The sequence below is a fragment of the Thauera humireducens genome (genome assembly GCF_001051995.2).
GTDB classification, from domain to species: Bacteria; Pseudomonadota; Gammaproteobacteria; order Burkholderiales; family Rhodocyclaceae; genus Thauera; species Thauera humireducens.
In genome coordinates this window covers 3907177-3931358 of the sequence record NZ_CP014646.1, presented here as the reverse complement: position 1 = coordinate 3931358, position 24182 = coordinate 3907177, and the positions used below count along the sequence as shown (strand labels likewise).

The window sequence follows — 24182 nt, the reverse complement described above, 5'->3', positions numbered from 1 at the left end:
CGGCGCCGCTCGTGGCGGGCCGGTCAGGCGGCAGGGGTGAAAAGCAGTGCGGCGTCAGCCCGGGATGATCGCGATGGTCCGACGCGCCTTGGTCGCCGCCGGCGCACTCACCGGACGGCGGTGGCGGAAGTCCTCGAGCAGGGCCGCCTGGCGCTGGCGGGCGCTGGCGAGGTAGCGCTCGCGCACATGGCCGTAGCCGCGGATCTGCTCGGGGATGGCCGCCAGCTCGATCGCCGCCTCGTGGCTGCTGCGGTCGAGGTTCACGATGATCTCCTCGACGATGCGCTCGTAGTCGGCGATCAGCTCGCGGTCGAGCTTGCGGTCGTGGCTGCGCGCGAAGGGGTCCAGCAGCGAGCCGCGCAGATGGCGGAACTTCGCCAGCGTGCGCATCGCCTTGAGCATCCACGGGCCGTAGGCCTTCTTCTTCAGCTCGCCGGTCTGCGGGTCCTGGTCGGCCAGGGTCGGCGGGGCGAGGTGGAAGACGAGCTTGTAGTCGCCTTCGAACTGTTCCTCGACCCGCTTCAGGAAGTCGGTCTCGGTATAGAGGCGCGCAACCTCGTACTCGTCCTTGTAGGCGAGCAGCTTGTGATAGCCCCGCGCCACCGCCTCGGTCAGCAAGGTGATGCCCGGCGCGACCTTCGCTTCCGCGGCACGCACGCGCTCGACCAGCCTTGCGTAGCGCTCGGCGTAGGCAGCGTTCTGGTAGTCGGTGAGTCGGGCCTTGCGGCGGGCAATCACCTCGTCGACGCTGGTCGAGAGTTTGTGATGTTCCGGCGTGCCGAACTGCGGCTTGGCGGCCTCGATCACCGCCTTCAGGTCGACCGCGGCGCGCCGGCCCCACAGGAAGGCGGCCTTGTTGGCCTCGACCGCAGCGCCGTTGATCTCGATCGCACGCTCGATCGCCTGCCGCGACAGCGGCACCAGGCCGCGCTGCCAGGCGTAGCCGAGCATGAACAGGTTGGTGGCGATCGAGTCGCCGAGCAGGTCGGTGGCGATGCGGGTGGCGTCGAGGAACTCGGCCTTGTCCGCGCCGACCGCGTCGACGATCTGCGCCTCCATCGAGCGCGCCGGGAACTGCGGGTCCGGATTGGCGCCGACATTGCCGCTGCGCGCCTGGGCGGCGAAGCCGCGCACGAACTCGCTAGTGTTGGTCTGGTCGCGGTTGATGACAACGCGGGTGAGCCCGTGCTGCATCTTGGCCAGCGACTCGTCGCTGGCGGCCACCACCAGGTCGCAGCCGATCACCGCATTGGCCTCGCCGGCGGCGACCCGTGCGGCATGGAGTTGTGTCTGGTTGTCGGCGATGCGCACATGCGACCACACCGCGCCGCCCTTCTGCGCCAGCCCCGCCATGTCGAGCACCGAGATGCCCTTGCCTTCCAGGTGTGCGGCCATGCCCAGCAGCGCGCCGATGGTCACCACGCCGGTGCCGCCGACGCCGGTGATCAGGATGCCCCAGGGCGCGGCGGTGGAGGGCAGCTGGGGCTCGGGCAGCTCGGCAAAGGCAGCCTTGCCGGCAGCCTTGCCCTTCCGCAGCTTGCCGCCCTCGATGGTGACGAAGCTCGGGCAGAAGCCCTTCACGCAGGAGTAATCCTTGTTGCACGAGCTCTGGTCGATGAAGCGCTTGCGGCCGAACTCGGTTTCCACCGCGCCCACCGACATGCAGTTGGACTTGTCGCTGCAGTCGCCGCAGCCTTCGCACACGTGGTCGTTGATCACCACGCGCTTGGCCGGGTCCGGGAACTTGCCGCGCTTGCGGCGGCGGCGCTTTTCGGCGGCGCAGGTCTGGTCGTAGATGATCGCCGTCACCGCCGGCACGGTGCGCAGCTCACGCTGCACCGTGTCCAGCTCATCGCGATGGCGGATGGCGATGCCGTGCGGCAGGTCGGCCGGGCCGTAGGCGCGCGGCGTACCGTCATTGACCACCACCACCGTGCCCACGCCTTCGGCCAGCAGCTGGCGGGCGATGATCGGCACCGACAGTGTGCCGTCGTGCGGCTGACCGCCGGTCATCGCCACCGCGTCGTTGTAGAGGATCTTGTAGGTGATGTTCACCTTGGCCGCCACCGCGGCGCGGATGGCGAGGATGCCCGAGTGCATGTAGGTGCCGTCGCCGAGGTTGGCGAAGACATGCGGGGTGTCGGTGAAGGGCGCCTGGCCGATCCAGGGCACGCCCTCGCCGCCCATCTGGCAGAAGGTCTGGGTGTGCTCGGGCGACAGCCAGGTCGCCATGTAGTGGCAGCCGATGCCGGCGATCGCACGCGAGCCTTCCGGCACCTTGGTCGAGGTGTTGTGCGGGCAGCCCGAGCAGTAGTGCGGCACGCGCGCGATCGACAGGCGCGGCTTGGCCAGCGCCGCCTCCTTGGCCTCGATGAAGGCGAGCCGCGCCTTGATGCGGTCGGAGGTGTAGAAGCGGGCGATGCGGCCGGCGATGGCACGGGCGATCATCGCCGGGGTGAGCTCGCCGGCAGCGGGCAACAGCCATTCGCTGTGCGGCAGGGCCCACTCGCCCTTGTCGTCGAACTTGCCGATCACGCGCGGGCGCACCTCGTCCTTCCAGTTGTAGAGCTCTTCCTTCAGCTGGTACTCGAGGAACTGGCGCTTCTCCTCGATGACCAGGATCTCGTCGAGCCCCTCGGCGAACTGGCGCACGCCTTCGGCTTCCAGCGGCCACACCATGCCGACCTTGTACAGACGCAGACCGATGGCCGCGGCCGTGTCCTCGTCGATGCCGAGATCGTCGAGCGCCTGACGCACGTCGAGATAGCTCTTGCCGCTGGTGATGATGCCCAGCTTCGCGTTCGGGCTGTCGATGATGGTGCGGTTCAGGTTGTTGAGCCGGCAGTAGGCGAGCGCGGCATAGAGCTTGTGGTGCAACAGGCGCTTTTCCTGCACCAGCGGCGGATCGGGCCAGCGCAGGTTGAGACCATCGACCGGAAGCGGAAAGTCGTCCGCGCTCGGGATCCGCGTCTGCACCTTGAACGGATCGACGTCCACCGACGAGGACGTCTCCACCGTGTCCGTCAACGCCTTGAACGCCACCCAACAGCCGGAGTAGCGCGACAGCGCGAAGCCGTGCAGCCCGTATTCCAGGTATTCCTGGATGCCGGCCGGGGCCAGCACCGGCATCATCAGCGCCTTGAACACGTGCTCGGTCTGGTGCGGCAACGTGGACGACTTGGCGGCATGGTCGTCGCCGGCGATCACCAGCACGCCGCCGTGCTTCGAGGTGCCGGCGGCATTGGCGTGGCGAAAGACGTCACCGGTGCGATCGACGCCCGGACCCTTGCCGTACCAGATCGAGAACACGCCGTCGTACTTGGCGTTCGGATCCAGATTGACCTGCTGCGTGCCCCACACCGAGGTCGCGGCGAGGTCTTCGTTGAGCCCGGCCTGAAAGCGGATGTGCATCGGCTCGAGATACTTCTTCGCCTTCCAGAACTCCTGGTCGACGTTGCCGAGCGGCGAGCCGCGATAGCCGGTGACGAAGCCGGCGGTGTTCAGCCCGGCGGCCTCGTCGCGCATCTTCTGCATCATCGGCAGGCGCACCAGGGCCTGGATGCCGGTCATCCAGGCGCGGCCGGTCTTGAGGGTGTATTTGTCGTCGAGGCTGACGGGGGGCACGGTGTTCGACATGGTGGTGTGAACCGCCGCCGGCTATCGGCCTGCGCGCGGATGGCACGCAAGGATCGCAGGCTGGCGTTGTCTCCTTCGATAATGGGTTTTCTGGTGCGTCCGGTTTCGCGGACAACGCATCGCATGCTACGGAGCAAAAGAGAAAAATTTCTCCTGTTTTTCTCGCTGCCACCGTCAGATAAGAAAAACTGTTCCGCACATCACCATTACTATTCGCCGCGTCCGACAGCAGTCACCCGACTGCGCGACACCATAAGAGCAGGGACCAGCGAGATGGCCCGACCGGGCCTTGAGCTCGCCGCACAAACGGCAAGCTCACGGCTAAACTGCCGCCTTTTTTGTCCCGCCGCGCCAAGAGCGCCGACATGAAACGAGGAGACTACCGTGATCCAAACCAGCACCCCTGCGCTGCGGCACCCTGCGCGCACCAGCCCGCCATCGACGCCGACCCTGTGTGAGGTGCGATGAGATGAGCGCCACCACACACGCCCAATGGTCCTCGCGGATGGGCTTCGTGCTCGCCGCCACCGGGTCGGCCGTCGGCCTCGGCAACATCTGGAAGTTTCCCTACATGGTCGGCCAAAGCGGTGGCGCCGCCTTCGTGCTGGTCTACCTGCTCTGCATCGCCCTCATCGGCGTGCCGATCCTGGTGTCCGAGTGGATGATCGGCCGCCGCGGCCAGAAGAACCCGATCAACACCATGGCCCAGCTTGCCCGCCAGCACGGGCACACGCGCAACTGGGCGCTCGTCGGTATCGTCGGCGTGCTGGCCGCCTTCCTCATCCTGTCCTTCTATTCGGTGATCGGCGGCTGGGCGCTGGCGTACATGCGCGACGCCGCCACCGGCGCCTTCAGCGGCCTGGACAAGGGCGGCATCGGCGCGATCTTCGACGGCTTCCTGGCCCGCCCCGGGGAGCTTCTCAGCTGGCACACCCTGTTCATGGCATTGACCATGATCATCGTCGCGATGGGCGTGTCCTCCGGCCTCGAGCGCGGCAGCAAGGTGATGATGCCGGCGCTGGCGCTGATCCTGGTCGTGCTGGTCGGCTACGGCATGACGACGGGCAGCTTCGGACAGGCCGTCGCCTACCTGTTCAACCCCGACTGGACCAAGCTCGACGGCTCGGTGCTGCTGGCCGCGCTCGGCCACGCATTCTTCACCCTGTCGCTGGGGATGGGGATCATGATGGCCTACGGTTCCTACCTCGGCGAGGACGTGAACCTGCTGCGTGCCGCACGCACCGTCGTGATCATGGACACCACCTTCGCGCTGTGCGCCGGTCTAGCGATCTTCCCGATCGTGTTCGCCAACGGCCTCGACCCCGCCGCCGGCCCCGGCCTGGTGTTCGTCACCCTGCCGCTGGCCTTCGGCAACATGGGCGGCGGACTGGTGCTGGGCAGCCTGTTCTTCCTGCTGCTGACCTTCGCCGCGCTGACTTCGTCGATCTCGCTGCTGGAACCGGTGGTCGAGCTGCTCGAAGAACGCACGCCGATGAACCGCGTCACCGCCACCGTGGTCGCCGGCCTGACGATCTGGGCACTGGGCATCGCCGCCCTGCTCTCGTTCAACCTGTGGGGCGACGTCAAACTCGCAGGCCTCAACATCTTCGACCTGCTCGACTACATCACCAGCAAGTTCATGCTCCCGCTGGCAGGCCTCGGCGCCATCGTGTTCGCTGCGTGGAAGCTGGAGCAGAACAGCGTGAAGCAGGAGTTGAACCTGGGCAACACCGGCTTTGCGGTGTGGTCGATCCTCGCGCGCTACGTGGCGCCGCTGGGCGTGCTGTACGTGTTCTGGAACAACCTGTAATCAGTCGATCACGGACGGCCCTGCCCGCCTTACAGCGGCAGGGCCGTTTCGTTCTTGATCTCGCGCAGCGCCACCGCCGAATGGGTGACGTCGATCTCGGGGATCTTGAGCAGGAAGTTGTGCATGAAGAGCGACAGCGCCTCGAGGTTCGGCAGGTAGAGCTTGAGCAGGCAGTCGGTCTCGCCCAGCAGTTCGTAGCATTCGACGACCTCCTCGCAGGCCTTAACCACCCGCTCGAAGCGGTCGAGCACGTCGGCGCTGTGCTGCTTGAGCTTCACCCGCACCCACACGCAGGTGCCCAGCCCCACCTTGTGGCGGTCGACCAGCGCCACGTAGCCGCGGATGACGCCCGCCTCCTCCATCTCTCGCACCCGCCGCCAGCACGGTGTGGCCGACATGCCCACCTTCTCGGACAGGGCCTGGGTGCTGAGGGTCGAATCTTTCTGCAGCAGCGTCAGGATGTTGCGCTGCACCTGGTCGAGTTTCATGTCTCCCATCCCTCGATGGATGCGGCCGGTGGCCATGTCGTTATGAGGTGCAGCCTGAACCGGCCACCGCCGGGGCGGTGGCCGCGGTGCCCGCGCTTACAGCACCTTCAGCAGTTCGACTTCGAACACCAGCGTCGCGTTGGGCGGAATCACGCCGCCGGCGCCGCGCGCGCCGTAGCCCAGCTCGGGCGGAATCGTCAGCTTGCGCTTGCCGCCTTCCTGCATGCCCTGCACGCCTTCGTCCCAGCCGCGGATGACGTGGCCGGCGCCGAGCGGGAAGTTGAAGGGGTCGTTGCGATCCTTGGACGAATCGAACTTGCGGCCGTCGGTCAGCCAGCCGGTGTAATGCACCGACACCATCTTGCCCTTCACGGCGGTCTCGCCGGTGCCGACTTCGATTTCGTCGATGACGAGGCCGCTGGCGGTGGTGGTCTGGGTCATGCGCGTCTCCTGCTCGTGGGATAAAGACCGCGATTCTACCTGCCGTCGCGACGGCGGCGCTCGCCGAACTTGGCGCGAAACTTCGCGATCTTGGGCGCCACCACGTACTGGCAGTAGGGCTGGTCGCTGTTGTGGGTGTAGTAGTCGTGATGTTCCGGCTCGGCCGGCCAGAACGCCGGCGCGCGCTCGACCCTGGTCACGATGGCCTTGGGGAACACGCGCAGCTCGCCCAGTTCCTCGATCAGCGCCAGCGCGGTATGCAGCTGGTCGTCGCTGGTGACGAAGATCACCGAGCGATACTGCGGCCCCACGTCGTTGCCCTGCCGGTCGACCGTGGTCGGGTCGTGGATGGTGAAGAAGATCTCCAGCAGTTCGCGGTAGCCGACGACGGCGGGATCGAAGTCGATCTTCACCACTTCGGCATGCCCCGTACCCCCGGTGCACACGGCGCGGTAGGTGGGGGCGTCGACGTGACCGCCGCAATAGCCCGAGGTCACGGCGTGGACGCCCTCGACCTCGAGGAACACAGCCTCGAGGCACCAGAAGCAGCCTCCACCCAGGATGGCGGTCTCGAGAGCGGGGGACAGTTGCGATTCGGTCATCTTGCTTGCACTCCAAGGGTGATCGGTCTGCCTGCACAGACCGCGGCCAGACGCATTCATTCCCCACCCGCCGCAAGCGCCAGCGTCGGACCGGCTGACTCAGCGGAAGGAGAAGCTGTAATAGAGATCGAGCGAGTTGTCGGTACCGCCGCGCGCGACGAGCGACAGGCGGCGCGACAGCTGGTAGCTGAGCTTCACCAGGGTTTCGGCACCGCCCAGGCTCTGCTCGAAGGACAGGAACAGGTCGGTGCCGAGGCGCTTGCCCAGGCTCAGCACCTGGCCGGAGACAGATGGCCCGCTGGCGATCGTCGAGCCGCCGCCGACCACACGGCTGGTCGCGGCGCGCGAGGTGCTGTTGAGTTCGCCCTGGCCGATCGAGAAGCTGTCGAAGCCGAGGCTGCGCGACAGTTCGTCGGTCATGCCACCGCCCGGTCCGCCCAGCAGCGCCTGCGCCGCCGGCAGCAGCAGGCCGAGATCGGCGCCCGCGCCGGCATCCGGCGCACGGCCGAGCACGATCCACGAGAGTTTCTCCGGGTCGGGCACGTTCGGCTCGGACACCAGGCGGACCTGCGGTCGCTTGGCGCTGCCGGTGACGGCGACGCCGGCCTCCACCGCCAGCCCCTTGCGCAGGGCGACGATGTTGAGACCGGGCGCGTCGAGTGGCCCCTGGAAGTTGACCACGCCGCGATCGATGACGAGGTTCTGCCCATAGCCGCGATAGCTGCCGCCCACCGTGGAGATGGTGCCGACGGCCGACAGCGCCTGACCGGGACGCAGGCGCAGGCGCAGATCGCCCGCCAGCCGTGTCTCCAGCCCCATCGCCGAAAGGTAGAGCGCATCGCCCAGACCGACGCGCACGTCCGCCTCGACCGCAAAGGTGCCGCTGCGCGCCTCGTCGCGACCGAGCACGACGACGTCGTCCGACAGGCTCGGTGGCAGCGTCTCGGCGAACTCGATGTAGCCGGCGTCGGCGCGGAAATCCGCATCGAGCGTGAGCGAACTCCAGCTGCTGCGCGCCGTACCCTGGCCCGACAGGATCATCCAGCGATCGTCACGCTGCAGCAGCGGCAGGCGGTCGGCAGCGAAGCGGAAGCTGCCCGCACCACTGTCGAGCAGCACCTCGCCGCTGGCGGTAAAGCGGCCGGGCTCGGCGGTCAGGCGCGCGAAGGGGATGCGGCTCTCACGCGGACGCACGCGGTTCGGCGACACGAAGGCGAGTCGCTCGAGCCGCACCCGGTCGCTGTCGAAGCTGGCGGTGAATTCGCCCCCCGACAGGATCAGCCCCTGGTCGACGAGCGCCACCTGCAGCGCGCGACCGTCGAGCCGGCCGCTGGCGAGCGGCGCATCAAGCGTGCCGGCCAACTCGACCCGCCCCTGCAGCCGGCCCGCGGTCTCGACGTTCTCGCGCATCAGCCGGCCCAACCAGGTGATGGACGGCATGTCGAGCTCCGCCGCGCCGGACAGGGCCGTGTCCGGCGGCAGCGTCCATTGCCCATCAGCCGTGCGCCGCGCACGCAGGCCGGCACGGGCCTGCAGCCGGCCGAACTCGCTGCCGCGCGCATCCGCGGTGAGCGTCAGGCGGTCGCCGCGTGCGGTGAGCACCGCCTCCAGCGCCTCAAGCCCGAGCCGGGTGCGGATCTCCCCCTCGACCGTCAGGTCGCCGGCCTCACGGAACACGCGCAACTGACCGTCGAGCGTGTCGCCCATCGACAGATCCCAGTCAGCGCCCAGCACCAGCGGTCCGGGACCGCGCCGGGGGCGGCCGTCGGGCCGCGACACGAGGCCGAAGCTGAGTCCGCTCAGCGCGCCGCGCGCGACCGCCTTCCGCGGCGACCAGGCCGTCTCCTCCAGGCGAATGCGACCGTTTTCGCCGGCACTGAGCTCCGCGGCGCCGAGGCTGAGCGCCGTCGGTGACACGAGGAGGCGCGCAGGCGCCACGAGACGCGACACGAAGCGTCCGGCCGTCTCGAACACCCTCAGTTCGCCCGCCCAACTCGGCCCCCGCGCCACCTGCTCGAACCCACCCTGCAAGCCCAGGCGCAGGCTGTCCGCGCCATCATCGCGAACGGGCGTCTGCAGCGCGAGCTCCAGTTCGTGCCGGGCGCGCGTACCGGATGCAGACAGGCGTGCGCTGGCCAGCCAGTCCGGTAAGGCAACACCGTCAGCGTCCGTACCCAGTGGTCCCAGCCCGGTCAGCCCGGCGGACAGCTGGAACGGCCCATCGGCGCCGGCCTCCAGGCGGGCCGCGCCGTTCGCGCCGAGCAGGCGTACCTTGCCTGGCAGGCGCAGGGCCTCACCGAAGAACTGCACTTCGCCGGCCGGCGCCGCCAGCGTGCCGCGCATCTGACCGCGAGCGCCGGCACGTCCTCCCAGGCCGTGACCGAGCGCATCGAGTCGCGGCGCATCGAGCGCCAGGTTGAGCGTATCGCCCGCTCCGCCCCAGGCACCGTCCGCACGCAAGGTGTTACCGGCGAGTTGAAGCGCAAGCTCGACCTCTGGCAGGCGCATGCCCTCGACGCGCACACGGCCCTTCCCGCCCAGCGCCAGGCCTTCGAGCCGGCTGTCCGGAATGTTGAAGGTCGCCGCCAGCGTGAGCGGCACACCCCGCTCGGACAGTTCGCCCGACGCCTTGAGATCGAGGTTCAGCCGCGCCTGTGGCGCTTCGGCCAGCCAGGCACGCGGATCGAGGTTGCGCAGCGTCGCGTCGAGCATGAAGTGGCGGGGCGGCCCGTCCGCCACCACACCCTCGTTCCCGCCATCGTGTGCAGGGCCGACGGCAGCGGCGCCAGCACCGGATTCGGCCGGATCGGCACGTTGCGCCGGGCTGCCGGCACCCGTCTCTGCGGTCACTGCGCTCAACTCGGCGCGGGCGTCGATACGCGCCGCACCGAGCGCGAGCGCCAGCACGGCCTGCTGGCGCTGCGCGTCGCCTTCGGCCTCCACGCGGCCAGCCAGCCGCTGGCGTGGTAGGCGTCCATCCAGGCTGCGCATGTCGATGCCCGCCAGTTCCAGCGCCGCGGTGAGTTGGCCGACGCCTCGCTGCAGCGAGGCTTCTCCGGTCGCAGCCCTCGGCGGGCGCCACTCCAGGTGACCGCTGACGCGCCCTTCCCCCGGCAGACGGATGTCGAGCGCATCCACGGCGATCGCCGCCTGCGTCCAGTCGAGGATGCCCGCCAGCGAAAGGAGGGGGAGCCCCCCGGCATCGACCGCCGCCGGGCTGCGGTTCGTCAGGCGGATGGGTCCGGCGAGTAAGGTCGCCGTGCCCTCTGCCGCGGCCAGCTCCGCCTCGATGCTGAGAGCGGCACGCGGCGCCTCTGCGACGAACGCGGCCGGATCGATCTCTCCGGCCGAAAGCTTGAGTGCGCGCAGCGGCGTGTCGCTGAAGGGTGCCGCACGCAGCTCCGCATGCGCCGTGAGCCCTTCGGCGGACGCCTCCACCGCGACCTTCGGCGCCAGCAAGGTCTCGCCAACGGTGAGACGGGCCTCGAAGGCACGGCCCTCGAACGCTCCGTCGAAGCGGCCGCTGGCGTCCAGCGCGAAGGGCGCAAGGCCGTCGATACGCGCCGCCAGGGTCAGCTGCCCCTGTGGCAAGGTCAGGGACAACGCGCGCAACGCATGCCGGCGGCCATCGCTGTCGATCGCGGCGCTCAGGTCCGCCAGCCAGAACCCCTGCCCGGCGGCAATCTGAACCGCATCCTCCGCAGCCTCGGCCGGGTTGCCCAGGGTCTCGGCCGCCTCGTCGAGCTGGCGCGCGGCCTCGCTGACCGGATCGCCAGCCGGCTCAGCCGGAGACCCGGCGCCGATGCCCAGTTCCCGCAAGTCGAAGCGACCCAGGGTCAGGGAGCGCAGCTCGACCTGCAGCGGCAGTTGCAGGTCGCCGGGTGGCGTCGGCAGTGCATTGGAAGCCTCATCGCTGCGGCGAGCCAGCTCGATGCGCGCGACCGCGAGCCGGTCGACCACCAGCCGACGCTGCAGGAGCGGCACGGCCTGCCAGTCGAGCTCGAGCGCTTCGAGGTGGAGTCGCAGGTCCGGCGTGTGGTAGCGCAGCGCATCGATGCGTAGCGGACCGAGGACGCGCCCGTGGGCACCGTCGATCTGCAGCGCGCCGCCGGTCGCACGCTGCGCCAGCGCCACCGCGGCCTCCAGCCCGGAGCGCGTGCCGACCAGCCAGGCCACAACGCCGGCCACCAGCGCCAGCACGAGCACGATGGCAAGCGCCACGCACCGCCACAGGCGAACGCGCTGTCGCTGGCGCCGCGGCCCGTTCGCGGACCCGGACCCGTTCCCGGCCGGCGTCGGCTCGTCGTTCATCGGACGCCCGGACGCGTTGCGGGGCCCGGCCTAGCCGAACAGGGCGCGCAGGCCCTCGCCCGGATCATCGACACGCATGAAGGCCTCGCCGACGAGGAAGGTCTGCACCGCGTTGTCCCGCATCAGGCTCACGTCTTCGGGCTTGAGGATGCCGGATTCGGTGACGACGATGCGTCCCGCCGCCCCGGTGGCGATGCGCGGCAGCAGGTCGAGCGTGGTCTGCAGCGAGACCTCGAAGGTGCGCAGATTGCGGTTGTTGATGCCGATCAGCGGCGTCTGCAGTTGCAGCGCGAGTTCGAGCTCGCCCGCGTCATGCACCTCGACCAGCACCGACATGCCGAGCGCGATGGCGATCTGCTCCATGTCGCGCATCAGCGGCAGCTCGAGGCACGCGGCGATCAGCAGGATCGCATCCGCCCCCATCGCACGTGCCTCGAACACCTGATAGGGGTCGACGAGGAAGTCCTTGCGCAGCACCGGCAGGTGGCAGGCAGCACGGGCCGCCTGCAGGTACTCGGGCGCACCCTGGAAGAAGGGGCGGTCGGTCAGCACCGACAGGCAGGCAGCACCCGCGCGCTCGTAGGACGCGGCGATGTCGGCCGGCCGGAAGTCGGCGCGGATCACGCCCTTGGACGGGCTGGCCTTCTTGATCTCGGCGATGACCGCAGCGCGCCCTGCGGCATGCCGGGTGCGGATGGCACCGACGAAATCGCGTACGGCAGGCGCCGCCTCGGCGTCGTCACGGACGACGGATAGCGGCCTCGTGGCTGAGGCGGCCGCAACCTCCTCGACCTTGACCGCGCAGATCTTCTTCAGGATGTCGGTCATTGCGCACTCCGGAACTGCTGGGTGAAGCGTACGAACTCGTCGAGCTTGGCGCGTGCCGCACCACTCTCGATGACTTCGCGCGCACGCCGCACGCCCTCGCCGATCGAGTCGACCAGGTTGGCCGCGTACAGGGCCACGCCGGAATTGAACACGACGATGTCGCGCGCAGGCCCCGGCTGGTTGTTCAGCACGCCAAGCAGCACCTCGCGCGATTCGTCGGCATTCTCTACGCGCAGGTTGCGGCTGCTGGCCATCGGAATGTCGAAATCCTCGGGGTGGATCTCGTATTCACGGACCTGGCCGTTCTTCAGCTCGCCCACCAGGGTCGCGCCGCCCAAGCTGACCTCGTCCATGCCATCGAGGCCATGCACGACCAGCACATGATTGGCGCCCAGTCGCTCCATCACGCGCGCCTGGATGCCGACGAGGTCGGGGTGGAACACGCCCATCAGCGTGTTGGGTGCTCCGGCCGGGTTGGTCAGCGGACCGAGGATGTTGAACAGCGTCCGCACCCCCATCTCGCGCCGCACTGCCGCCACGTTCTTCATCGCGCTGTGGTGGGCCGGGGCATACATGAAACCGATGCCGGTGGCCTCGATGCATTCGGCGACCTGCACTGGCGTGAGGTCGAGATTGACACCGAGCGCCTCGATGACGTCGGCCGCGCCGGACTTCGACGACACGCCGCGCCCGCCATGCTTGGCGACGCGCGCGCCCGCCGCCGCGGCAACGAAGATCGTCGTGGTGGAAATGTTGAACGTGTTGGCACCATCGCCGCCGGTGCCGACCACATCCAGGAAGTGATCATGCGGTGGCTTGACCTCGACCTTGGTCGACATCTCCCGCATCACGGTTGCGGCGGCGGAGATCTCGCCGATGGTCTCCTTCTTGACGCGCAAACCGGTGAGGATGGCCGCGGTCATGACCGGCGACACCTCGCCGGCCATGATCTGGCGCATCAGCGACAGCATCTCGTCGTAGAAGATCTCGCGGTGCTCGATGGTGCGTTGCAGGGCCTGCTGGGGCGTGATCGTGTTGGGCATGGTGTCGTCCGGGATCAGGCGGCGGCGGGCACGGGGCCGCTGCGGTCGAGAAAGTTGCGCAGCAGGTCGTGGCCGCGCTCGGTCAGGATCGATTCGGGGTGGAACTGCACGCCCTCGACATCCAGCGTCCGGTGGCGCACGCCCATGATTTCCCCGTCGTCGGTCCAGGCGGTAATTTCCAGACACGCCGGCAGGCTGTCGCGTTCAATCGCGAGCGAGTGATAGCGGGTGCAGGTGAGCGGGTTGGGCAAGCCGCGGAACACGCCGACGTCCTTGTGATGCACCGGCGAGGTCTTGCCGTGCATGAGCTTCTGCGCATGCACGATGCGCCCGCCGAAGGCCGCACCGATGCTCTGGTGGCCGAGGCAGACACCGAGGATGGGGAGCTTGCCGGCAAACGCCTTGATGGCCGGCACCGAGATGCCGGCCTCCGCCGGAGAGCACGGCCCGGGCGAGATGACGAGCTGGTCGGGCTTCATCGCCTCGATCTGATCGAGGGTGATCTCGTCGTTGCGATACACCTTCACCGTGGCGCCCAGTTCGCCGAAGTACTGCACCAGATTGTAGGTGAAGCTGTCGTAGTTGTCGATCATCAGCAGCATGTCATCACCCTCACTTCACCTCGGTGTCCAGGCCACCTTCGGCCATCTCGGCGGCACGCAGCATGGCGCGCGCCTTGCTCTGGGTTTCCTGCCATTCGGCATCGGGGTCGGAATCGGCAACGATGCCGGCGCCCGCTTGCACATGGATCTGGCCATCCTTGATGACCGCGGTGCGGATCGCGATCGCGAGGTCCATGTCGCCGTGGAAACCCAGGTAGCCGACCGCGCCGGCGTAGATGCCGCGCTTGACCGGCTCGAGCTCGTCGATGATCTCCATCGCCCGCACCTTGGGCGCGCCCGACACCGTGCCCGCCGGGAAGGTGGCACGCAGCACGGCCAGCGCGTTGAGGCCGTCCTTGAGCTTGCCCTCGACATTGGAGACGATGTGCATCACGTGCGAATAGCGCTCGATGGTGAAGCGCTCGGTGACCCTCACCGTACCGGTCTGCGACACGCGGCCGGCATCGTTGCGGCCGAGGTCGAGCAACTGGACGTGCTCCGCAATCTCCTTCGCATCGGCCAGCAGGTCCTTCTCCAGCGCCACGTCCTCGGCCACCGTGGCGCCCCGCTTGCGCGTGCCTGCGATCGGACGCACGGTGACGACGTCGTCCTCGAGCCGCGTCAGGATCTCGGGCGAGGCGCCGACGACGTGGAAATCCTCGAAGTTGAAATAGAACATGTAGGGCGAGGGATTCAGCGAGCGGATCGCGCGGTACAGCGCCATCGGGCTTGCCGCGTAGGGCTTGCTCATGCGCTGCGACAGCACGACCTGCATCACGTCGCCATCGACGATGTACTGCTTGGCACGGCGCACCGCGTCCTTGAACGCATCCTCGCCGAAGCTCGACACCGCAGTCGCGGGCTCGGCACGCGAATCCTCGGGCACCTGCACCGGCGCACGCAGGCGGGCCAGCAGGTCGCGAAGGCGCTTCTGCGCACGCTTGAAGGCGCCGGGCACCTCCGGCTCGGCATACACGACCAGGGTCAGCTTGCCGCTGAGGTTGTCGACGATGGCGACTTCCTCGGACAGCAGCAGCAGGATGTCGGGCGTGCCGACGGGGTCGGGCTTGTCGGTCTTGGCCAGCTTGGGCTCGATGTAGCGCACCGTGTCGTAGCCGAAGCAGCCGACCAGGCCGCCGGCGAAGCGCGGCAGGTGCTCGCGCGGCGGCACCTTGATGCGGTTCATGAACTCGGCGACGAAGTTGAGCGGATCACCGTAGTCGCGGCGCTCGACCAGGCGGTTGCCGGTGAGCAGCAGCGCCGAGCGGTCATAGACCTCGATGCGGGTCGGCGACGACAGGCCGATGAAGGAATAGCGGCCGAAGCGTTCGCCGCCCTGCACCGATTCGAGCAGGTAGGTGTAGGGCTCGTTGGCGAGCTTCAGGTAGATGGACAGCGGCGTGTCGAGATCGGCGAAGGTCTCGAGCGTGACCGGAATGCGGTTGTAACCCTCGGCGGCCAGGGCATTGAATTCTTGTTCGAGCATGGAGGCTCCACGTGAGTCGGTTCGAGCGGACGGTGCTGCAGCGGGCGGGATGGCCGGCGCGCCTTGGCGCACGGGACCCCGCTGGGGGAGTCGCGTTCAGTGGCCCAAAGGCCAACGCCAGCCACCGTGCCAGCCGGGCTGGACGGTGGAGAGGGCGGTGAGGAAGCGATCCCGGGGTGCGAGCATCACGATGTCGATCTGTAGTGGAGTGTGCCGACAGACCCGCACTTATGCGGTAACGATATGATCGAGGGCCTGAAGTGCGTTCGATAGTAGCCCATCGCATTCGATGGTGTCCACCGGCACGCCTTCGCTGTAACCATAGGTGACCAGCAGCACCGGCATGCCTGCACCCTGCGCCGCCAGCGCGTCGTTGGCGGAGTCGCCGATCATCAGCGCTTCGGTCGGCGCCACGCCAAGTCGCTCGCACGCCAGGCGCACGGTCGCCGGATCCGGCTTCTTCACCGGCAGCGTGTCACCGCTGACGACGGTGTCGAAATGCGTGGCGATACCCATGCGCTCGAGCAGCGGCAACGTGAAGGCCTCGGCCTTGTTGGTGACGACCGCCAGCCGGATGTCGCGCCCGCGCAAGGCCTGCAGGGTTTCGATCACGCCGGGGTAGATCGCGGTGCGCGCGCCATTGACTACCGCATAGTGGCGGCGAAAGACCGCCACCGCGGTCTCGATCTCGGCCTCGGTCGCACGCGTGCCCTCGGTCATGCAGCGCCGCACGAGATTGGGAATGCCTTTGCCGACGAAGCTGTGGACCTCTTCCTGGCTGCGTACCGGCCGGCCGAGTTCGGCCAGCATGAGGTTGGCGGCGTCGGCCAGGTCGGCGATGGTGTCGAGCAAGGTACCGTCGAGGTCGAACAACACGGCCCGCGGCGCGAAGCGCGCGCTGGCGCTCATGCCGCCACCCTGGCCAGCTCGCCCCGCAGCGCGCCGATGATGGAATCGTAGCGGTTGGGATCGCTGTCCTTGCCAGCGCCGAACACCGCCGAGCCGGCGACGAAGGTGTCTGCGCCGGCGCGGGCGATCTCGGCGATGTTGTCGGTCTTCACCCCGCCGTCGATCTCGAGCAGGATGCGCCGCCCGGTGCGCGCCGCGTAGGCGTCGAGCTTCTCGCGCGCCAGACGCAGCTTGTTGAGCGTCTCGGGGATGAACTTCTGCCCGCCGAAACCGGGGTTCACACTCATCAGCAGCACCACGTCGAGCTTGTCCATGACGTGGTCCATGTGGTGCAGCGGCGTGGCCGGATTGAACACCAGCCCGGCCTGGCAGCCGGCATCGCGGATCAGGCCCAGGCTGCGGTCGATGTGCTCGGAGGCCTCGGGGTGAAAGGTGATGACGTTGGCGCCGGCCTTGGCGAAGTCGGGAATGATGCGGTCAACCGGCTTCACCATCAGGTGCACGTCGATGGGCGCGGTGGTGTGCGGCCGGATCGCCTCGCACACCAGGGGTCCGATCGTGAGATTGGGGACGTAGTGGTTGTCCATCACGTCGAAGTGAATCCAGTCGGCGCCTGCGGCGATGACGTTGCGCACTTCCTCGCCGAGGCGGGCGAAGTCGGCGGACAGCAGGCTGGGGGCGATGCGGTACATGGGCAGTCTCCGGAAGGCGGGGTCAGCACCGGATTCTAACCGCCTGACGCGCCTGCGCGGGCAGGCGAGGCAGGCGGGTGCCATTCAGCGCACGCAGACCTTGCGCACCTGCTTCATGTCGGTGATGCCGGCCAGCACCTTCTCCATGCCGTCCTGGCGCAAGGTGCGCATGCCTTCGGCGAGTGCCTCGCCAAGGATCTGGTCGACGCGCCCGCGCTCCTGGATCAGGCGCTTGATCTGTGCCGAGCCGAGCATCAGCTCGTGCAGGCCCACCCGCCCCTTGTAGCCGTGGTTGCACTCGCCGCAGCCGACCGGGCGGTAGAGCGTGAAATGCCCGGCCTGATCCGCGAAGCTCTTGCGCCAGCGTTGCAGGACCTCGGCACGCGCCGCGGCAGGGTCGGCCTGGAAGCGGGGCGTCAGGTGCATGTCCTCGCAGTACTCCTCGAGCAGCAGACGCACCTCGTCGTCGTCGGGACGATAGGCCTCACGGCATTTCAGGCACAGGCGCTTGGCCAGGCGCTGGGCGAGCACGCCGATCAGCGCGTCGGCGAAGTTGAACGGGTCCATGCCCATGTCGAGTAGGCGCACGACGGACTCGGGGGCGCTGTTGGTGTGCAAGGTCGAGAACACCAGGTGGCCGGTGAGCGAAGCTTCGATGCCGACCGCCACCGTCTCGTGGTCGCGCATCTCGCCCACCATGATCACGTCCGGGTCGGCACGCAGGAAGGCGCGCATCATGGTCGCGAAGTCGATGCCCGCCTTGCGGTTGACCTGCACCTGACGCAGGCCGCGCTGCGTGATCTCGACCGGGTCTTCGACGGTCCAGATCTTGGTGTCGGGCGTGTTGATGTAGCTGAGGATCGAGTGCAGGGTCGTCGTCTTGCCCGAGCCGGTGGGGCCGCAGACGAAGAAGATGCCGTAGGGCTTGTTGATCGCCTCCTTGAGCCGATCGAGGTTGAACGACATCAGCCCGAGCTGATCCATCGGGATCGGCTCATTGCTCGCGAGGAGGCGCATCACGACATCTTCGAGCCCGCCCTGCGTCGGCAGCGTCGCCACGCGCAGCTCGATGTCGAGCGGCGCGAACTTGCGGAACTTGATCTTGCCGTCCTGGGGCTTTCGCCGCTCGGAGATGTCGAGATCGCACATGATCTTGATGCGCGTCACGAGCGGATTGCGGTAGCTGGCCGGCACCTCGATGTAGGGCACGAGCGAGCCGTCCTTGCGGAAGCGGATCAGCGTCTTCTCCCTGCCCGGCCGCGGCTCGATGTGGATGTCCGAGGCCCCCTGGCGGTAAGCCTCGATGATGATGCGATTGACCAGCTTGACGAGCTCGTTGTCGGCCGCGGCCGAGACGTCGTCGCCGACCGCGCCCGGCTCGTCGTCACGTTCGTCCATGTCGGAGAGGATGTCGCTGACCGAACCGTCGTCGATCGACTCACCGAAGTACTGCTCCACCGTCTGCGCGAACTCGCGCGCCGAGGTCACCCTGTAGCTGAGCCGCTTCTTCGGCAACACGTTCTGTGCCACGCACGAACTGCGCACCTGCTCGGGATCGACGCACAGGATCACGACCCCGTCACCGTTCTCCTCGTAGGGAAGCCACAGGCTCTGCTGGACGTAGTCACGCTTGATGTTGCGCAGCAGATCCATCGGCTTGACGTGATTGGGCAGGAAGGGCTGGTAGGGCACACCGAAGTAGCGGGCCGCGGCCTCGCCAAGCTCGGCCACGCTCAGGCCGAGCACGTCGATGAGGATCGTCTCGGTATTGAGGTCGCCGGTGCGCGCTTCGCGGATGACCTGCCGCAGTTCCTCGGCCGTGATACGCCCGTCGGCCACCAGCGCATCGAAGCGCGACCGCAGGCGCGCCGGTTTCTCGGCATGGCGCGCGAACGCGACGCCGAGCGTCTGCGTCAGGCCCAGCAGCCCCTCTTCGGCCACGTTGCTGAACGCGCCTCCGCTCTGGCTGTTGATGAGCTGGATGACGCCGATGACGCGCTCGCTGTCCGGGTCGCGGATCGGCGCCACGAGCATCTGGCGGGAGCGAAAACCGGTACTGGCGTCCACCTCGCGCTTGAAGTGAAGACTGGGCGAGATGGCGGCCAGCTCGGCCTGGTCATACACGTCGGCAATGTTGACCGGCCTGCCGGTCAGGGCGACAAAGCCGGCGATGCTGCTGTCGGCCACCGGGAGACGAATGCTCTGCACCGAGTCCAGGCCCGTCTTGACGCGGGTGACGATCGTCGTGCCCTTGTCCTCCAGGGTGTAGATCGTCAGCCGCTGCGCCTCGAACAGGGCACACAGATCTGCTGAAAGCTCGAGGATGATCTCGTCGACGTCGTTGCTGGCATGGATGCGATTGGTGACGACCTGCAGCCCCTTGAAGAAGGCCAGGCGGCGTGACACCGCACTACCTTGCTGCAGCTTGCCAATGGTCGCCGCCAACGGATCGGCAGTCTCCTGGGCAGCTTTCGCCTGCGCGGCGGATTGCTGCGGATCGTCGTGCAACTGCGTCATTCGCGAAGTCCCGAATCAGAAATAGAGCTCCTGCCCCATTTGCAGGCGCCTAGGCTTGAGCCGTGGAGCCCCCGCCTCGATCTGCGCAATGATACGCAGGTCCGCGCCAGGTTTCAGGTGGGTGATGTGGACTTCGGGCGTGACGTGCACTTCCTCGAGCATGGCCAGCAACATGCTCGGGCACAGATGACGGCTCGCAACCGCGAGACCGTGCTGCTCGTCGGCGAACGCCGTTTCGACGATGAGATGGCGCAGGGCCGGTTGAGCGTTTATCGCGGCGATCAGTTCGGGACAATAGGCGGTATCGCCCGAGAACACGAGCTGCCCTTCGCCGCTGTCGAGCGCATAGGCGACAGTGGGTACCGTGTGCTGCGCGGGCAGCGCCTTGATCACTCGCCCACCCAGCGAAATGCTCTCCCCCAGCTTCATCGGCTGGAAGCGCATGAAGGGGTGATGGCGGTCGGGAATTGCTGAAAAGTCCGGCCACACGAGCCAGTTGAACACATGCGAGTGCAGGATGCGGATCGTCTCCGGCGTCGCATGCACCGTGACCGGAAGGCTGCGCGCATCGCCGACCGAGTCAATCAGCAAGGGCAGGCAGGCGATGTGATCGAGATGCGCATGGGTCAGGAAGACATGGTCGATGCGTCTCATCGCGTCGAGCGAAAGCTCGCCCGCACCTGTCCCGCAGTCGATGAGGATGTCCTCGTCGACGAGAAAGGACGTGGTGCGCGCCTGCGCCCCGCCGATTCCGCCGCTGCACCCCAACACCTTCAGTTTCATGAGCTGTCGCCGCGAAACGACCCTGCTGGATCGCGCGGCATTGGTTCCCCGTTACGTCTGCGGGAAACTTATCACCCCAGCCCCTGTGCCGGTAGGCAAAAAATCACGCTGCGGGCGGCACGCGCCGGTCATTTTCAGGCCCGCAGGAAGAATTCCATCTTGACTCCTGCGAGCTCGATGATGTCGTGATCCTTGAGCAGGCAGGCCTGGGCATCGATTGGCGCGCCGTTTACGAGCGGAAAGCTCGCACCTTCGACGTGCGTGATGAAGTAGCCATGGGGGCGCCGCGTGATGACCGCGACCTGCTTGCCCGGTTTGCCGAGGGTCGTCAGCGACTTCGTCAGTTCGAGCTCGCGGCCGGCATTGGCCCCACTGAGTACCTGGATGATCCCGAGGCGCTCGCCGGCTGCAGCAAGCGCCTTTTCGGCACGCTCGAGCGCGCCCGCGGCCACCACCTGGGTGTCACTCCCCTTCTCGCCCGCGGGTCGCGCACCGACATCGGTAGCCGTTAGCGGCAACTCGAAGGGCTTGATCGCGGCCGTCTCGATCATTTCTGAAGCAGCGAGGCCTGGCTGCGTGGCATCGACGATGTACTTCAAGCGGTACTTGCCGAGCTCGATGACATCGTTGTGGTGAAGGACATGCTTCTTGACGGGCTGACCATTCACGTAGGTACCGTTCGTGCTGTTCTGATCTTCCAGAAAAGCGTCCTTGAGGATGCAGGTAATCACGGCGTGCTGTCCGCTGATGGCCAGATTGTCGATCTGGATATCGTTGTTCGGCTTGCGCCCGATCGAGGTCCGCTCCTTGTTGAGCTCGATTTCCTTGAGGACGAGACCGTCCATGCTGAGGATCAACTTCGGCATTGCCCCTACCCGTCGATTTGGTTTGCCGCAGATGCTGCGGAATTCTCACGACATTCTAACGCGGCGCCTCCACTTGGCGGGAGGCGAAAAAAAAGCGCCGGATGCACCGGCGCTTTCTCGGGTCGAGAAGGACTCGAAGGATCAGAGCATTGCCTTGAGCAGCTTGCCCATTTCCGACGGGTTGCGCGTCACCTTGAAGCCGCACTCTTCCATGATGGCGAGCTTGGCATCGGCAGTGTCGGCGCCACCGGAGATCAGTGCGCCGGCGTGACCCATGCGCTTGCCGGCCGGCGCGGTGACACCGGCGATGAAGCCGACGATCGGCTTCTTCATGTTGGCCTTGCACCACATCGCGGCTTCGGCTTCGTCCGGACCGCCGATCTCGCCGATCATGATCACCGCATCGGTGTCCGGATCGTCGTTGAACATGCGCATCACGTCGATGTGCTTCAGACCGTTGATCGGGTCGCCGCCGATGCCGACCGCCGAGGACTGGCCGAGGCCGATCTCGGTGAGCTGCGCCACGGCTTCATAGGTCAGCGTGCCGGAACGCGACACCACGCCGATGCGGCCCTTGCGGTGGATGTGGCCGGGCATGATGCCGATCTTGATCTCGTCGGGCGTGATCAGGCCGGGGCAGTTCGGGCCGAGCAGCAGGGTTTCCTTGCCGCCCTTGGCGACCTTCTGCTTCATCTTGTTGCGCACCATCAGCATGTCGCGGACGGGGATGCCTTCGGTGATGCAGATCGCCAGATCGAGATCGGCTTCGCAGGCCTCCCAGATGGCGTCGGCAGCGCCCGCCGGCGGCACGTAGATGACCGACACGGTGGCGCCGGTTTCAGCAGCGGCTTCCTTGACCGAGGCGTAGATGGGGATGTCGAAGATCTTCTCGCCCGCCTTCTTCGGGTTCACACCGGCGACGAAGCAGTTCTTGCCGTTCGCGTACTCCTGGCACTTCTCGGTGTGGAACTGACCGGTCTTGCCAGTGATGCCCTGGGTGATGACCTTGGTGTCTTTGTTGATCAGGATGGACATTCAAACTCTCCTTACTTGACCGCAGCGACGATCTTGGTCGCAGCTTCCGCCATGGTGTCGGCGGTGATGATCGGCAGGCCCGATTCGGCGAGGATCTTCTTGCCGAGCTCTTCGTTGGTGCCCTTCATGCGCACCACGAGCGGGACGGAGAGGTGAACTTCCTTGGCCGCCGCGACCACGCCGGTGGCGATGGTGTCGCAACGCATGATGCCGCCGAAGATGTTGACCAGGATGCCCTTGACCTTGGGGTTCTTGAGCATGATCTTGAAGGCTTCGGTGACCTTCTCGGTGGTCGCGCCACCGCCGACGTCGAGGAAGTTGGCCGGCTCGGCGCCGAACAGCTTGATCGTGTCCATGGTGGCCATCGCCAGGCCTGCGCCGTTGACCAGGCAGCCGATGTTGCCGTCGAGGCTGATGTAGGCGAGGTCGAACTTGGAGGCTTCGATCTCGTCGGCGTCCTCTTCGTCGAAGTCGCGGAAGTCGACGATCTCCGGGTGGCGGTAGAGGGCGTTGGAGTCGAAGTTGAACTTGGCGTCCAGGGCCTTGATGTTGCCGTTGCCTTCGAGGATCAGCGGGTTGATTTCCGCCAGCGAGGCATCGGTTTCCATGTAGCAGGTGTACAGGCGCTTGAGCGTATCGACCGCCTTGGCCACCGACGCCTCGGGCACGCCGATGCCGCGGGCCAGGGTCTCGGCCTGCGCGTCGGTCAGGCCGACGAGCGGATCGACGAACTCCTTGAGGATCTTCTCGGGGGTGCTGTGGGCGACCTCCTCGATGTCCATGCCGCCCTCGGAAGAGGCCATGATGGCGACTTTCTGCGTGGCGCGGTCGGTCAGTGCGGCGACGTAGTATTCCTTCTGGATGTCGGCGCCTTCCTCGATCAGGAGGTTGCGGACCTTCTGGCCTTCGGGGCCGGTCTGGTGGGTGACCAGCTGCATGCCGAGGATGTCGTTGGCGTGCTGGCGCACTTCATCCAGGGAACGGGCCAGCTTGACGCCACCACCCTTGCCGCGACCACCCGCGTGAATCTGGGCCTTCACCACCCAGATCTTGCCGCCAAGCTCTTCGGCCGCCTTGACCGCCGCATCGACGGAAACGCAATGGAAGCCGCGCGGCGTGACGACGCCATACTTCCTCAGTAGTTCTTTTGCCTGATACTCATGAATCTTCATGGTTGCCCTTCGATCGAAGCCGCGACGGCGAGCCCGTCGCGAACAGGTTGATGGCATGCTTAGGAGCGCAGATGCTCAGCGACAGGCGTCGTCTCCCTCGACCGCCACCCACCGCCGCCGACAGGAAAGCCGGCCTGAACTTCCGGCTGTCACGCACGAGTACGTGTTTACCGCAAGACTCCATAATTATAACCAGTTTTGCGCAGTGCACAGTGCCCGCTCAACGGGCCGCTCAGGCGGTCTCGTCCTGCCCCCGGTACCACTTCGGGTAGTAGCGCCGCACGGCTTCACCCGCGGTGTCGAGCGCATGACAGCGGTCGAGTTGTGGCGGCTTGCCGGCGCTGTCATCCGTGTCGCGGCTGAAGGTGGCCACAGTCTGGATGGCGGCAGTGGGCAGCGACTGCAGCATCTCGGTCATGTGCGAGCAGCCCAGCGTTTCGCCGAACATCTCATTGACCGTGCGGCGGAACCCACGCACGAGATTGAGCCCCACCAGCCTCGCGTAACGCGGCCCGATCGTGTCGCAGTTGCCCGGATAGGGCACCTCGTCCGAACAGGCGACCGCCTCGACGATGTTGAAGGCCGCATCGAAAGTAACGCGCACCCGCATCAGATGCACAGGCACGCCCGCCGGGCGCATACCCGAGGCGATCGGATAGTCGACGTCCTTGACGTCCGTCAGCGACGCCTCCAGGTCGTAGAGACCATCCTCTCGCAGGAAGCCCTCGACCTCGATGCGACGAGTGTGAAAGCGCCGACGAGGCGCCGTGGGAACAGGTAGCGGCATCTTCGTTTCGCGTACGGTGGCGTATGGGGCCGTTGATCTTAACCGATTGCAGACACCTTAAGGAATGTCGAGCCCCACTTGCAAATCCCCGGCACAGCACACCATAGTTCACGCCACGCGTGGCGCGCGGCACACAAGCCTGCCGCATATGCTGGAAGCCACGACCGGACTCTG

General features: G+C 67.0%; 18 protein-coding genes. 1 reads left to right on the top strand and 17 read right to left on the bottom strand.

Annotation, left to right across the window (positions count from 1 at the left end; genetic code table 11):
* Positions 1–54: 54 nt before the first annotated feature.
* Positions 55–3636 (bottom strand): indolepyruvate ferredoxin oxidoreductase family protein, encoded by a 3582-nt coding sequence (locus tag AC731_RS18230; protein ID WP_048708300.1) that lies wholly within the window; start codon positions 3634–3636, stop codon positions 55–57.
* A 469-nt stretch (positions 3637–4105) separates the two neighbouring features.
* Between AC731_RS18230 and AC731_RS18225 the strand changes: the two genes are divergently transcribed.
* Positions 4106–5446, top strand: a complete 1341-nt coding sequence (locus tag AC731_RS18225; RefSeq protein ID WP_048708298.1) for a sodium-dependent transporter — start codon at positions 4106–4108, stop codon at positions 5444–5446.
* Positions 5447–5475: 29 nt separating this feature from the next.
* Here the strand turns inward: AC731_RS18225 and AC731_RS18220 are convergent, their stop codons facing one another.
* From AC731_RS18220 to AC731_RS18145, 16 genes are all read right to left on the bottom strand, one after another.
* The gene (locus AC731_RS18220; RefSeq protein ID WP_048708296.1) at positions 5476–5934 is read right to left on the bottom strand and encodes an Lrp/AsnC family transcriptional regulator; all 459 of its coding nucleotides are present in this window, start codon (positions 5932–5934) and stop codon (positions 5476–5478) included.
* A gap of 96 nt (positions 5935–6030) precedes the next feature.
* Positions 6031–6375, bottom strand: a complete 345-nt coding sequence (locus AC731_RS18215; protein ID WP_004254089.1) for an FKBP-type peptidyl-prolyl cis-trans isomerase — start codon at positions 6373–6375, stop codon at positions 6031–6033.
* 35 nt (positions 6376–6410) lie between these two features.
* A complete protein-coding gene (gene msrA, locus AC731_RS18210; RefSeq protein WP_048708294.1) occupies positions 6411–6977 on the bottom strand; it encodes a peptide-methionine (S)-S-oxide reductase MsrA in 567 nt (188 codons plus the stop codon).
* A 99-nt stretch (positions 6978–7076) separates the two neighbouring features.
* Positions 7077–11198, bottom strand: a complete 4122-nt coding sequence (locus tag AC731_RS18205; protein WP_237266564.1) for a translocation/assembly module TamB domain-containing protein — start codon at positions 11196–11198, stop codon at positions 7077–7079.
* A gap of 120 nt (positions 11199–11318) precedes the next feature.
* Entirely contained in the window at positions 11319–12116 is a 798-nt protein-coding gene (gene trpC, locus AC731_RS18200; protein ID WP_048708291.1) for an indole-3-glycerol phosphate synthase TrpC, read from the bottom strand.
* A complete protein-coding gene (gene trpD, locus AC731_RS18195; protein WP_048708289.1) occupies positions 12113–13159 on the bottom strand; it encodes an anthranilate phosphoribosyltransferase in 1047 nt (348 codons plus the stop codon). The genes trpC and trpD overlap by 4 nt, the downstream gene beginning before the upstream one ends.
* 14 nt (positions 13160–13173) lie before the next feature.
* A complete protein-coding gene (locus tag AC731_RS18190) occupies positions 13174–13761 on the bottom strand; it encodes an aminodeoxychorismate/anthranilate synthase component II (protein WP_048708287.1) in 588 nt (195 codons plus the stop codon).
* Positions 13762–13771: 10 nt separating this feature from the next.
* Positions 13772–15247: an anthranilate synthase component I gene (gene trpE, locus AC731_RS18185; RefSeq protein WP_048708286.1), complete on the bottom strand. Its 1476-nt coding sequence runs from the start codon at positions 15245–15247 to the stop codon at positions 13772–13774.
* Positions 15248–15475: 228 nt separating this feature from the next.
* A complete protein-coding gene (locus tag AC731_RS18180) occupies positions 15476–16156 on the bottom strand; it encodes a phosphoglycolate phosphatase (RefSeq protein ID WP_048708284.1) in 681 nt (226 codons plus the stop codon).
* On the bottom strand, positions 16153–16848 hold the full coding sequence (rpe, locus tag AC731_RS18175) for a ribulose-phosphate 3-epimerase (RefSeq protein WP_004254073.1): 696 nt from the start codon (positions 16846–16848) through the stop codon (positions 16153–16155). Before rpe ends, AC731_RS18180 begins: the two co-directional genes overlap by 4 nt.
* Positions 16849–16932: 84 nt before the next feature.
* Positions 16933–19365: a GspE/PulE family protein gene (locus tag AC731_RS18170; protein ID WP_237266563.1), complete on the bottom strand. Its 2433-nt coding sequence runs from the start codon at positions 19363–19365 to the stop codon at positions 16933–16935.
* A gap of 15 nt (positions 19366–19380) precedes the next feature.
* Positions 19381–20148 carry a 3',5'-cyclic-nucleotide phosphodiesterase gene (locus AC731_RS18165; RefSeq protein ID WP_048708282.1) on the bottom strand — a complete coding sequence of 256 codons (768 nt, stop codon included), beginning with the start codon at positions 20146–20148 and terminating at the stop codon, positions 19381–19383.
* 134 nt (positions 20149–20282) lie between these two features.
* Positions 20283–21014 (bottom strand): FHA domain-containing protein, encoded by a 732-nt coding sequence (locus tag AC731_RS18160; protein ID WP_048708280.1) that lies wholly within the window; start codon positions 21012–21014, stop codon positions 20283–20285.
* A gap of 141 nt (positions 21015–21155) precedes the next feature.
* Complete coding sequence (gene sucD / locus AC731_RS18155) at positions 21156–22049, bottom strand: succinate--CoA ligase subunit alpha (protein ID WP_004254060.1); 894 nt, start codon at positions 22047–22049, stop codon at positions 21156–21158.
* An 11-nt stretch (positions 22050–22060) separates the two neighbouring features.
* A complete protein-coding gene (sucC, locus tag AC731_RS18150) occupies positions 22061–23221 on the bottom strand; it encodes an ADP-forming succinate--CoA ligase subunit beta (protein WP_048708278.1) in 1161 nt (386 codons plus the stop codon).
* 232 nt (positions 23222–23453) lie between these two features.
* On the bottom strand, positions 23454–24008 hold the full coding sequence (locus AC731_RS18145) for a DUF2889 domain-containing protein (RefSeq protein WP_004254055.1): 555 nt from the start codon (positions 24006–24008) through the stop codon (positions 23454–23456).
* Positions 24009–24182 lie beyond the last annotated feature (174 nt).